This is a genomic window from Stenotrophomonas sp. YJH_SMC_138, assembly GCF_059369855.1.
Genome location: NZ_JCAFTB010000012.1, coordinates 26,599 through 38,238, shown reverse-complemented (window position 1 = coordinate 38,238; position 11,640 = coordinate 26,599). Strand labels below are relative to the sequence as shown.

General features: G+C 67.5%; 14 protein-coding genes. 7 read left to right on the top strand and 7 right to left on the bottom strand.

The window, feature by feature from the left end; translation table 11 throughout:
* Window positions 1-321 precede the first annotated feature (321 nt).
* Genes AC5P7I_RS19870 through gspH form a run of 3 tightly spaced genes read right to left on the bottom strand, consistent with a single transcriptional unit; the run spans window position 322 to window position 1,738 of the window.
* A complete protein-coding gene (locus AC5P7I_RS19870) occupies window positions 322-936 on the bottom strand; it encodes a prepilin-type N-terminal cleavage/methylation domain-containing protein (protein WP_262088174.1) in 615 nt (204 codons plus the stop codon).
* Window positions 933-1,283, bottom strand: coding sequence for a type II secretion system minor pseudopilin GspI (gene gspI, locus AC5P7I_RS19865; RefSeq protein ID WP_204302090.1), 351 nt, complete (start codon window positions 1,281-1,283; stop codon window positions 933-935). The genes AC5P7I_RS19870 and gspI overlap by 4 nt, the downstream gene beginning before the upstream one ends.
* Before the next feature lie 8 nt (window positions 1,284-1,291).
* The gene (gene gspH / locus AC5P7I_RS19860; RefSeq protein WP_014647360.1) at window positions 1,292-1,738 is read right to left on the bottom strand and encodes a type II secretion system minor pseudopilin GspH; all 447 of its coding nucleotides are present in this window, start codon (window positions 1,736-1,738) and stop codon (window positions 1,292-1,294) included.
* Between the two features lie 103 nt (window positions 1,739-1,841).
* On the opposite strand from gspH, the gene AC5P7I_RS19855 reads away from it, so the two are divergent.
* Window positions 1,842-2,318, top strand: a complete 477-nt coding sequence (locus AC5P7I_RS19855) for a general secretion pathway protein (protein WP_014647359.1) — start codon at window positions 1,842-1,844, stop codon at window positions 2,316-2,318.
* 90 nt (window positions 2,319-2,408) lie between these two features.
* Here AC5P7I_RS19855 and AC5P7I_RS19850 read toward each other — a convergent pair whose 3' ends face one another.
* Window positions 2,409-2,744, bottom strand: a complete 336-nt coding sequence (locus AC5P7I_RS19850; RefSeq protein WP_014647358.1) for a hypothetical protein — start codon at window positions 2,742-2,744, stop codon at window positions 2,409-2,411.
* Between the two features lie 201 nt (window positions 2,745-2,945).
* Here AC5P7I_RS19850 and AC5P7I_RS19845 point away from each other — a divergent pair, with 201 nt between their 5' ends.
* The 6 genes from AC5P7I_RS19845 (at window position 2,946) to AC5P7I_RS19820 (ending at window position 9,729) form a co-directional block, all read left to right on the top strand.
* Window positions 2,946-4,562: a ShlB/FhaC/HecB family hemolysin secretion/activation protein gene (locus AC5P7I_RS19845; protein WP_262088173.1), complete on the top strand. Its 1,617-nt coding sequence runs from the start codon at window positions 2,946-2,948 to the stop codon at window positions 4,560-4,562.
* Window positions 4,563-4,600: 38 nt separating this feature from the next.
* Window positions 4,601-6,385, top strand: a complete 1,785-nt coding sequence (locus AC5P7I_RS19840) for a DUF2341 domain-containing protein (RefSeq protein ID WP_262088172.1) — start codon at window positions 4,601-4,603, stop codon at window positions 6,383-6,385.
* Between the two features lie 10 nt (window positions 6,386-6,395).
* A complete protein-coding gene (locus AC5P7I_RS19835; RefSeq protein ID WP_032956765.1) occupies window positions 6,396-6,809 on the top strand; it encodes an ExbD/TolR family protein in 414 nt (137 codons plus the stop codon).
* A gap of 39 nt (window positions 6,810-6,848) precedes the next feature.
* On the top strand, window positions 6,849-7,514 hold the full coding sequence (tolA, locus tag AC5P7I_RS19830; RefSeq protein ID WP_100450161.1) for a cell envelope integrity protein TolA: 666 nt from the start codon (window positions 6,849-6,851) through the stop codon (window positions 7,512-7,514).
* Window positions 7,515-7,556: 42 nt separating this feature from the next.
* The gene (locus tag AC5P7I_RS19825) at window positions 7,557-9,302 is read left to right on the top strand and encodes a putative porin (protein ID WP_262088171.1); all 1,746 of its coding nucleotides are present in this window, start codon (window positions 7,557-7,559) and stop codon (window positions 9,300-9,302) included.
* A 97-nt stretch (window positions 9,303-9,399) separates the two neighbouring features.
* Window positions 9,400-9,729: a hypothetical protein gene (locus tag AC5P7I_RS19820; protein WP_005409871.1), complete on the top strand. Its 330-nt coding sequence runs from the start codon at window positions 9,400-9,402 to the stop codon at window positions 9,727-9,729.
* Between the two features lie 8 nt (window positions 9,730-9,737).
* Here the strand turns inward: AC5P7I_RS19820 and AC5P7I_RS19815 are convergent, their stop codons facing one another.
* From AC5P7I_RS19815 to AC5P7I_RS19805, 3 genes are all read right to left on the bottom strand, one after another.
* The gene (locus tag AC5P7I_RS19815; protein WP_053495038.1) at window positions 9,738-10,136 is read right to left on the bottom strand and encodes an OsmC family protein; all 399 of its coding nucleotides are present in this window, start codon (window positions 10,134-10,136) and stop codon (window positions 9,738-9,740) included.
* 117 nt (window positions 10,137-10,253) lie between these two features.
* Window positions 10,254-10,895, bottom strand: a complete 642-nt coding sequence (locus AC5P7I_RS19810; RefSeq protein ID WP_032962577.1) for a hydrolase — start codon at window positions 10,893-10,895, stop codon at window positions 10,254-10,256.
* Between the two features lie 55 nt (window positions 10,896-10,950).
* Complete coding sequence (locus AC5P7I_RS19805; RefSeq protein WP_053495037.1) at window positions 10,951-11,631, bottom strand: hydrolase; 681 nt, start codon at window positions 11,629-11,631, stop codon at window positions 10,951-10,953.
* Between the last annotated feature and the right edge of the window lie 9 nt (window positions 11,632-11,640).

The window sequence follows — 11,640 nt, the reverse complement described above, 5'->3', positions numbered from 1 at the left end:
ATAGATCCACGCCATGCGTGGATGCGACCGGGCCGGAAGAACGAACAGCATCGGGCCAGCCGCCACGGAACGGAAGCGGCCCCAGCCAGGATGGCACGGAGGGCAGGGAGCGGCCATCAGCGGTGAGGACCACCGACACGGCGCCGCCGGGTGCAGGAGCGCGCCCGGCGGCGGGCTCGGCAGTAGATCCGCGCCATGCGTGGATGGCCGGACCAGCCTCAGTGCCGACCAACGGTCGGCACCCACCAGGGCAGGCCGGGCAGTAGAAGCCGCTCGGCAGTAGATCCACGCCGTGCGTGGATGCGGTGCCACGAACGAACCCTAAAGCTCCAGCACCCGCCGGTAGCCCAGCGGTCCACGCCCGTCACGCAGGCCCAGCCGCAGTTCCAGCCCGGTGGCCGGCAGCACCTCGCCCTCGCTCGGCAGCATCGCCCAGCCGGCCCCGGGTTGCCAGGCGCGCACCTCGAACCGCTGCACATCCTTTGCCACTGCAATGCCTTCCGAAAGAACCGGTGCGGGCAGGGGATAGCGGTCCGTCGCCGTACCGCTGGCGCGCCATAGCGTGTTGCCTTGCCGCCACCAGCGCACCCGCTGCCAGCGCAGCCCATCACTGTCGACGCTGCGGGTGATCTCCAGCGCAAAGCTGCCATCCGGATGCCGTTCGCTCACCAGTGAAGGGGGTAGCAGGCGCTGAGGCTGATCCGCCGGGCGCACCGCGCCGTTCATCAGCGCATCGTCGGCACGCATCTCGATATCGCGCTGGAACTGCTGCAGCACGCGTAGTGCCGTCGTGGTCTCGGCATCGGCCCGGCGCAGGCGCTGGTCGCTGCTGGCCACGCTGTCGAGCGCTCGCCAGCAGATCAGCGCCAGCACGCCCATGATGGTGATCGCGATCATCACCTCGATAAGGGTGAAGCCTGCTGCGGTACGCTTCATTGCGCCGCGGTCCACGGCAGCTGCATCCGCGCCAGCGACTGCCGCGGTGCATCTTCGGCAGCCACGCTGAGTTCCAGTTGCGGCTGTCCGTCACCCCCCGAGCCGATATGCTGCAGCACCAGGAAACTGCTTCGCCCCTGCACGCAGCGCAGCCGTGCATCCTGCGGCGGCTGCCCGGCCAGGCGCAGCTCCTGCCAGCGGTCCTGCGCGCACAGCAGCGCCAGGCGACGGTCGCGCAGGCGTGACTGATCGTCGGTGGCCACCGCGACCGAGCGCATGACCGCAGCCAGCGCAATCGAAACGATCGCCAGTGCGATCAGCACTTCGATCAAGGTGAATCCGCGCATGTTCCGCTTCACTGCACGACCTGCAACTGTCCGCTGCCATCGTCACGAAGACGCAGCTGGCGGCCCTGCAACGACAACGTCAGTTCCCATGCCACGCCGATCCACTCCGGGCTCAGTTCAACCGGGGTGGCCGGCTGCACCACGATGCCGGCCGGTTGCCATGACTGTGGGCGCAGCAGGTCGTCGCGTTGCACGTCCACCCAGCGGGTGCCTTCGCGCCTGCTGAACCGGTAGCCGGCGGCGTCGGCCTGCCAGCGCAGGGGGCGGCCATCGATGCGGGCCTCGTCGCGCGCCACCTGCAGGCGCTGCGCCAGTCGTTCGGCCTCCTGCCGCAGCTGGCGCGCGGGGTCGAGCAGGCTGCCCAGGCCCAGGCCGATGCCCGCCGTGCAGATGCCGATGATCACCAGCACCACCATCAGTTCCAGCAGGGTGAAACCACGCGGCACGTGCTGCATCGACGTTGCCTCCTGTCCAGGTCGATGCCTGCCAGCGTAGGCCCGCATGATGAAACAAAAGCGTCAGCGGCGGCTGCTAGCGTGGGCGGACACGAACGTGGCGATGGTGCGGAACATGGATGGCAGGCGCTGGGATCGCAATCGGATGTTGACCCTGCTGGCGGCCACCCTGCTGCTGGCGGTGGTGGCCTATTGGAGCGTCACCCTGTCTGCGGTGGCGCCTGCGGCGGCGGCCAGCGAAGCGCATGCCGATGCGCCGGCCCGGCCGCTGTTCGATGCGGTGGCCAGTCTGCCGCTGGTGCGGCTGCTGTCGCCCGGTGCGGTGCAGACCGAGGTGGTCGTGCTGGGTGTGATGGCGGGTGACCACGCGCCCCTGGCCCTGTTGTCGGTGGATGGACGCCCGCCGGAGGCTTACGCGCCCGGCCAGCGGCTGGGGCCCTGTACGGTGCTGGCCAGCATCAGCGCCAACGCGGTGGAACTGAACCAGGCTGGGCAATCGCGCAGCCTGCCGGTGCCCGCGCTGCCACCGGTGCCGAACGATGGCATCGTGCCGGCCGCTCCGCAGGGCGGCGCTCGGTAGAGCCGAGCCCGCGCTCGGCTGCCTCTGCATGGCTGTTGAACGGTGTGCAGGCGCAGCCGGGCGTGGGCTCGGCTCTGCAGATGCATGGGTTCATCGCGCCGGACGCTGCGGTACCACGGACCGCCCGAAGGCATCGCCCATGCGTTGCCGCGTGCCTTCCAGGTTGTACTGCATCAGCTGGTTGCCGGGCTGCCGCATCAGGCGTTCGGCATCCGGCAGCGCCGCTGACTTCGCCGATTTCGGCGCCGGCGCCAGCCTGCGTTGCAGGCATTCCCACGCGGGGATGCGCTCGCCGTTGACCTGTACTTCGATGCACGGCGCAGCACCGTCCTGCTTCTTCGCCTCTCCGGCCCAGGCCGATGGCAACGCCAGCAACAAGGCAAGGGCGAGGGCAGGGCGAAGGCCCGCCTTCAATGGCTCACTCATCTCGAATCTCCTGCAACAACCGACGCTCTGCAATGAAGACGTGTGGCGAGGGCAGTCTACGCCGGCGAGTGCTCTGGCGCTGTCACAAGATGACAGTGCTGTCACAAAACTGGTGGCGGTTTTGACGCGACGTGCACGTCCTGTTGGTAGACCCACGCGCCGCTCCTTGGCCACTCCCTCCGATACGACGCGATGCCTTCGATGACTCCTGTTCCGTGCCGAGCCGTCCGCTTTCCGTTGCGCCTGCATCCGCTGGTGCTGGCGCTGGCCGCGATGCCGCTGCCATTGTTCGCGCAGGAGGCAGCGCCTGCGCCCAGCGTGAACATCAATGAATACATCGTGCGCGGCAACACCGTGCTCGATCCGCGCCAGATCGAACGGGCGGTAGAGCCGTTCCTCGGCCCGGGCAGGACCCTGGCCGATGTCGAGAAGGCGCGCGATGCGGTCCACGCGCTGTACCAGCAGGCGGGCTACCAGTCGGTCTACGTCGAACTCCCCGAGCAGCAGGTCAGTGGCGGCGTGGTGCTGCTGAAGGTGCAGCAGACGCCGATCGGCCAGCTGCGCGTGGTCGGCACCCGCCACGAATCGCCCGACCGCATACGCGATCGCGTACCGGCACTGGCCGAGGGCAAGGTGCCGGACTTCGACCAGGCCCAGAAGGAACTGACCGCACTGAACGAAGGCGGGCGTCGCCAGGTGATGCCGCTGGTGCGCGAAGGCCAGGTGCCGGGCACGATGGATGTGGACCTGCAGGTCGAGGAGAAGTCGCCGTGGCGTGCCAGCGCGTCACTCAACAACGACCACAGTGCCGACACCGAGAAGCTGCGCCTGAGTGCGTCGCTGGCCTACGACAACCTGTGGAAGCGCGGGCACAGCGCCAACATCGGCGTGTACCTGGCGCCGGAAGATACAAAGCAGGCCAAGGTGTTCTCGGCCTCGTACACGATGCAGTTCGAAGGCACGCCGTGGAGCCTGGAAGCCTCCGGCTACAAATCCGACAGCCGCGTGTTGAATGCAGGCGGGCAGGTCGGTACCGGCACCGGCACCAACGTGATCGGCAACGGCCATTCGATCGGCCTCAAGCTCAACTACCGCCTTGCCGGCAGCAGCCAGTGGTGGCGCCAGCTCAGTCTCGGTGTGGATTTCAAGGACACCGAGGAAGACACGCAGATGGGCAAGGACAGCCTGAAGACACCGTTGAAGTATGCGCCGATCACCCTGGCCTTCGTCGGCGTGCGCCAGGGCGAGCAGGATCAGCTGAGCATCAACACCCAGCTGGTGGCCGGTACCCGCCGCCTGTTCGGTTACGGCAACGACGCCACCGCGTTCGGGCAGAAGCGCTACTGGGCTGACCCGAGCTTCGTGGCCTTCAAGGCCGACGTGGCCAACACCCACACCTTCAGCAATGACTGGCAGTGGTATGCGCGTGGCTCGCTGCAGGTAACCGATGCGCCACTGGTGTCGGCCGAGCAGTTCGCTGCTGGCGGCATGTACACCGTGCGTGGCTACCTGTCGGCCGAGGCGATCGGCGACTACGGCGGCCTGGCCAGCCTGGAATGGCGCACCCCGGCGTGGTCGCTGTGGAGCGGCACCGATCTGCGTGTCTACAGCTTCGCCGACGCGGCCTACCTGCGCCTGCGCCGGCCGCTGCCCGAGCAGCGTGACAAGTACAACCTGGCCTCGGTCGGCCTGGGCGCGCAGCTGCGCCTGGGTGAACACCTGCAACTGCGCCTGGACTACGCCTGGCCTTATGCCGATGGCCCGGTCACGCGCAAGGACGACCCGCGCCTGCATTTCAACATCAGCACCAGCTACTGACCCTTCCCTTGAACATGCGTTCTCCGGAGACCCTTCGCATGGACCGTTTGCTTTCCCGAGTGTTGCTGCTGCTGGCCGCGCTGGTTGCGTTGCCTGCGGCTGCGGCCGATGCCAATTGGTGGCAGGCCGAATGGAAATACCGCAAGCCGATCACCGTAGACGCGGGCCCGCAGGGCGCGGGCCTGGCCGGTGACCCGGGCCGCACGCCACTGCTGCTGCGGCTGCATACCGGCAACTTCGGCTTCGACGGCACCCAGGATGCGGGCAACGACCTTCGCTTCGTCTCGGGTGATGGCCGTACCGTGCTGGCCCACCAGATCGAGCAGTTCGATCCCACGCTGGGCCTGGCCCTGGTCTGGGTGGACCTGCCGGCGGTCAGTGCCGCCGCGCCGCAGACCATCTGGATGTACTACGGCAATGAAAAAGCCCCGGCCAGCGGCAACGGCCAGCAGGTGTTCGATCCGGACTACACGCTGGTCTATCACTTTGCCGAGGCCAATGCGCCGGCACGCGACACCACCGCCTATGGCAACAATGCCGGTGCGGTGGTGCCGCCGTCGGAAGGCGCGGTGATCGGCCGCGGTGTGCAGCTGGGCGCCGGCCCGCTGCCGCTGCCGGCCAGCGCGTCGCTGGCGCAGGAAGCGGGCGCGCCGCTCACCGTTTCGGCCTGGATCAAGCCGGGCAGCAACAATGCGGCTCAAGCCATCTACGCCCGCCGTGATGGTGCTTCCGAACTGGTGCTGGGCATCGAGAACCGCGTGCCGTTCGTGCAGCTCAATGGCCAGCGCAGCACGCCGGCGCAACCGATTCCGGAAGGGCAGTGGGCGCATGTTGCACTGACTGCAGAGAACGGCGCGTTGCAGCTGTACCTCAATGGGCGCGTGGCTGCCCAGCTGAGCGGTGCGCTGCCGGCGCTGGCCACCGCGCCGGTGGTCGGCGCCGATGCGCCGGGCGCGGCGCAGCCGCTGGCCAACTTCGAAGGTGCCCTGGACGAGTTGCGCATTTCGCGGGTGGCACGCGCGGCCGCGCTGCTGCTGGCCGACGCCACCGCTCAGGGCGCCGACTCGCGCCTGGTCAGCTACGGCGCCGACGAGCAGTCCGCCGGGCAGAGCCACTTCGCCTTCATCCTCAAGGCGATGCCGTTCGATGCCTGGGTGGTGGTCGCCATCCTCGGCCTGATGATGCTGCTGTCGTGGGCGATCATGATCGCCAAGAGCCGCCACTTCGGCCGTACCAGCAAGGCCAATGCCGTGTTCACCGAGAGCTTCGGCAAGCTGTCCGGCGTACCGCTGCGCACCCTGTCCGACATGGACCGCCAGGGCAAGGCGCCGACCGCCATGCACGATGGCTCGTTGTGGCGCATCTACCAGGTGGCCATCGATGAAATGCAGCAACGCCACCAGCGCGATGGCAACAGCGGTTACCTCAGTGGTGCCACCATCGCGGCGATCCGCGCCTCGATGGATGCAGTGATGGTGCGCGAGCAGGAAGCGATGGCGCGGCGCATGAACTGGTTGTCGACCACCATCGAAGGCGCGCCCTACGTGGGCCTGTTCGGCACCGTGATCGGCATCATGCTGGTGTTCGTGGTTGCGGCAATGGCCGGCGCGGTGGACATCAACTCGGTGGCACCGGGCATGGCCGCGGCGCTGCTGTGTACCGCCGCCGGCCTCGGCGTCGCGATCCCGGCGCTGTTCGGCTACAACTACCTGGGCGCGCGTGCCGAAGCGATCGGTGCGGACATGGCGGTGTTCATCGACGAATTCGCCGCGCGCCTGGCCGAAGAGCAGGACGGGCGCGGCCCGGCCGCGGTCCAGGGCTGAGGGGCGCGCCATGGGCCAGAAGGCGAAGTTCGGCATCAAGAAGCGCGAGAAGGGCATCAACGTGACGCCCTTCGTCGATGTGCTGCTGGTGGTGCTGGTGATCTTCATCCTGACCAGCAACGCTTCCATCCCCGGCATCGAGGTCAACCTGCCGAAGGCCAGCAACAGCGTCGCGCTGGAGAAGCCCAAGACCAAGGCGATCACCATCGACCCCGGTGGCCAGGTGTTTCTGGATGCCTACCCGGTGACGATGGCGGAGCTGGAAGACCGCCTGCGCACCGAGCGCGCGACCACGCCGGATTTCCCGGTGATCGTGCGCGGTGACGCGCAGGTGCAGTACGCCCGCGTGGTCGAGGTGCTGGACCTGCTGCGGCGCCTGGAGCTCGCCCAGGTCGGTCTGGTCACCGGCAAGGCGCAGGGCTGAGGCATGACGGCCCATCAACCCCCTCGGCCGGAGCCCGGCATGCGCGGTCGCCAGCTGCTGGTGACTGTCGCGCTGGTGCTGGCCGCGTTGCTGGTGCTCGGCATCGCCGTGTGGTGGATGCTGTTCAAGGACACCGCCAGCACCCGTCGGCCGGTGGTGCAGCCGCCGATGCTGGCGCTGCCGCCAGCGCCTCCGCCACCCCCGCCGCCGCCGGAAAAGCCCCCGGAACCGGAAACGCCGCCGGAAGAAGCGATGCCTGAGCCGGAGCCGCTGGATCAACCGACGCCGGCCGAAGAGCCGACGCCGACCCCCGACAACGCTGACCCGGTGACGATGAACGCCGATGCGCAGGCCGGCGGTGACAACTTCGGCATCCAGTCCGGCAATGGTGGCGGTTCGTCCGGCGTCGGTCGCGGCGGTGCCGGCAATGCCACCTATGGGCGCTACCTCGGCTACCTGATGCAGCAGGCAATCTCGCGCGACGACAAGGTCAAGCGCCTGGCGTTCCAGCTGCAGGTGAATGTGTGGCTGGCCAGCGATGGCCGCCTGGAAAAGGTCGAGCTGGTGCGTGGCAGTGGCAACGAGGAGGCCGACGCGGCCGTGCTCGATGCACTGCGTCGCATCGGCAAGGTCGACCAGGCACCCCCACCGTCGCTTGATTTCCCCGCCCGCGTCCTGATCCAGGGCCGCCGGCCCGGGGCCTGATTCCCGACCTCCGTGATTTCCCTTCTTTCGATGAGAACCGTGATGAACGACCACGTCCGCGCACGAACCGATTCCCACCGCCCGCGGCCGGCCCGACGGGCGCTGCTGTGCTGCGCCGTGCTGCTCAGCCTGGCCGCCCCGGCCGGTGCGATGGCCGCTGAAACCACCATGGTCAAGCTGATCAAGGGCCTGATCGCCAGCGGCGCACTGAAACCCGAAGATGGCCAGGCATTGCTGGTGCAGGCCGAGGCCGAAGCGGCGGCCGCCCAGCGCAGCGCAGCCACCGCGACCTCGGCCGCCAGTGGCGGTGTCGCCCTGGAGGCCGGCGACGTGCGCGTGCCCTACGTGCCGCAGAGCGTGCGCGACGGCATCCGTGACGAAGTACGCCAGGACGTGATGGCGCAGGCCAGGTCCGAGGGCTGGGCGGCACCGAACGAAGTGGCTGAGTGGACCAAGCGCATCAAGGTCACCGGTGACATGCGCGTGCGCAGCGAATCGCGCTTCTCCTCCGAACGCAACAGCGATATCGTGAGCAACTGGTCGTCGATCAATTCCGGCAACGGCTTCGACACCAACACCAACACCAACCTGCAGCTGCCACCACTGCTGAACACCCGCCAGGACCGCCGCAACCTGTGGCGCATCCGCGCCCGCCTGGGCATCGAGGCGACCATCGGCCAGCACACCACGGCCGGTGTGCGCCTGGCCAGCGGCAGCAGCAATGGCCCGGTGTCGACCACCGAGCAGCTGGGTGGCGGCCTGAGCAAGAAGGATGTATGGCTGGACCAGGCATGGCTGGCCTACAGCCCGGCCGACTGGGTGACGGTGCTTGGCGGCCGCTTCGGCAATCCGTTCTGGACCAGCGACACGCTGTTCTCCAACGACCTCAACTTCGATGGCCTGGCCGCCAACCTGAAGTACGACTTCGACGGCGGCGACCTCGGCCTGTTCGGCAACCTGGCGGTGGTACCGCTGGAATACACCTCCGACAGCGCGCCCAGCCAGAGCCGGGTCAAGACCCCGAACGAGAACAAGTGGCTGTCCGGGGCGCAGGTGGGCGTGAACTGGCGCTTCAATGACGACAACGCGCTGCGCGCGGCACTGGGCTACTACGACTTCAAGAACATCAGCGGCCGCCTGTCCTCGCCGTGCGCGCTGTATGCGGGCGCGGTGGGCTGCGACACCGACTGGTCGCGTCCGGCGTTCATGCAGAAGGGCAACACCCTGATGCTGATCCGCGACATCGCGCGCAATCCGCTGGATCCGGCCAATACGCCCACCCCGCAGTATGTCGGCCTGGCCTCGGCATTCCGCCTGGCCACGCTGAACCTGCGCTGGGATACGCAGCTGGCCCAGGACGTCGGCCTGCGCCTTGAAGGCGACTACATCCGCAACCTGGCCTATGACAAGCAGGCGATGTTCAGTCGCGCCAACAACGGCATCGTCAACAACTACGGTGCCGGTGGTGCCGCCAGCATCGATACCTTCCGCAGCGGCGACACGGCATGGATGCTGCAGGCCACCTTCGGTGCCACCGAGCTGAAGGAGAAGGGCCAGTGGCAGGCGCTGCTGGGCTACAAGCACATCGAGGCCGATGCGCTGCCGGATGCCTACAACGATCCGAACTTCCACCTCGGTGGCACCAACGCCCGCGGCTACTACGTGGGCGGTGCCTATGCGCTGGACGCGCGCAGCTGGATCAGCGGCAAGTGGATGGCGGCCAAGGAAGTGTCCGGTGCGCCGCTGTCGATCGACGTGTTCCAGCTGGAGTTCAATACCGGCTTCTGAGTGACGGCGTGATGCGGATCACGTAGTGCGTGGCGGGGGCGCAGCGATGCGCCCGTCTAGGGAAAGGAGACCACGCGTTGTTCAAAAGGAGGAGTGGATGAGCCGTCGCAAGCTGTTCGAGAGTCCCGAACCGTCCAGCCAGATGCTGGGTGTTGGACCGGCCTATGTTTCCGTGGAGGGCCTGCGCCAGCACCTGGCGGAGTTCCTGCTGTACGCGGGCCGGCCGGTGGTGATCATGCGCGGGCGCAGCGAAGTGGGCTACTTCCTGCCGGCGCGCTGCTGGCGCCAGCGGGACGATGATCCGCTGGCGGCCGCGGCCGCCGACCAGCTGCTGGATGCCGCCGGGTTCCAGGCCGAAGACATCCAGCAGGTGGAGCAGGAATTCAACGCGATGCGCCAGCGCACGGTGCTGCATTCACGGCGCTGAGCCTTCTGTTACGCCGCCGCCCCACGCTCACTGGTGATGCGTGCACCTTCGCGCATCACCAGGGTCACCGGGGTCTTTTCCACCACCTCCAGCAATCGCTGCCACTGCGCATCGCTCAGCTCGGCACCGGCATGCAGCACGCGGTGCACGTGGAGGCGTCCGTCCTCATCACGTTCTGAGCGCAGCTCGGCATGGAACTCGCCCAGGTCCCAGCCCTTGCGCTGCGCGTACATGCGCAGGGTGATGGCGGTGCACGCCGCCAGCGAGGCCAGGTACAGGTCGAACGGCGCGAAGCCCTTGCCCTGGCCGCCCAACGAGGCAGGCTCGTCCGCATCCACATCGAAGCTGCCATTGCTGATGTGGTGCAGGTAATTGTCGGCGGTCGAAACAATGCGTGCGTAGGCCATCACATTCTCCATCTATCCATGGCGTCGAGCCACGCTCGACCAAACCCACTGTAGCGTCGAGCCATGCTCGACGGCTCCCCAAAGGCGGCGCCAGCCAGGACCGGCGCCGCCACCCGGTTACTCGGTACGATCGTACGAGAACTGGATGCCCGCCGTACCGCCGGTTTCAATGAAGAGGTTCATGAAGGCCGGCACCGTTTCCGAACGGGCCCAGTCGCGCTGCAGCTCGCAGAACAGCTGCGGCACGCTGATCAGCTGGCCGCCGGCCTGTTCGATGCGGCGCAGCGCGGCATCGTGCGCGGCCAGCGAGGTGCCGCCGACGGCGTCGACCACCACATACACCTCATAGCCTTCCTTCAACGCATCCAAGGCCGGGAAGGTCAGGCAGGCCTCGGTCCACAGCGCGGTCATGATCAGCTTGCGGCGGCCGGTGGCTTCCACGGCCCTGCGGAACTGGACGTCTTCCCAGGAATTGATGGTGGTGCGGTCGTAGGTCGGATAGTCACCCAGCACCTGGCGCAGCTGCGGAATCGGCGGCTTGTTCAGGCCGGTCTTGACGTTCACCGTCGAATGCACGATCGGCAGGCCATAAGCCACTGCGGCTTTGGCAGTGCCGACGATGTTGTTGACCAGCAACTGGCGGTCCATCGAAGCAATGGAGTTCACCTGCACCGGCTGGTAGTCGATGATGATGAAGGCGGAGTTCTGCGGGGTCAGCAGATGATCGCTGGCCGGGTCGCGGATCGGTTCACTGGACATGATGGGTCTCCGGTTGAGAGGCGTGCCGACAGCGGGCCGGCACCCCGGGCGTAGGTCAGCTGCGCTGCGAATCCAGCGGCTCGTGGTTCTTCTGCACGTCCTGCGCCTTCAGGTAGCTTTCGATCAGCAGCTGGTAGTTCGGGAAGATCTTCGTGTAGACCTCGGCCCATTGCTGGGCATCGTCGCGTTTCCAGCTGCGTTGGATCTCCGAGGCCACCGCGGCGGTGTCCATCGGCACCACGCCGGCCTGCACCACCCGGGCCAGGGTGATCTCCTCGGCCATCTTCGAATAGGTGCCCGAGGCATCGATGACCGCGAACACCTGATAGCCATCGGCAACGGCGGCAATGGACGGGAAGGCCATGCACACGCTGGTGATGGTGCCGGCAATGATCAGCTGCCTGCGGCCGGTGGCCTTCACTGCGGCAACGAATTCCGGATTGTCCCATGCGTTGATCTCGCCCTTGCGCGCCACGTACCGGGCATGCGGGGCTGCGTCGTGGATCTCCGGGATCAGCGGGCCGTTCGGGCCCTGCGGAACAGAGGCAGTGGTGATCACCGGCATCTTTGCCAGCGTGGCCATCCTGGCCAGCGCGGTGGCGTGGGCGCGCACGCGGGTGAACGGCATGTCACCGATGGTCTGGAACAGGCCGCTCTGATGGTCGATCAGCAGCATCGCGGCGTTGTCCGGATCGATCACCGGGCGGGCACCGTTGAAGTTGGCGGGGGTACTCATGGTCAGTCT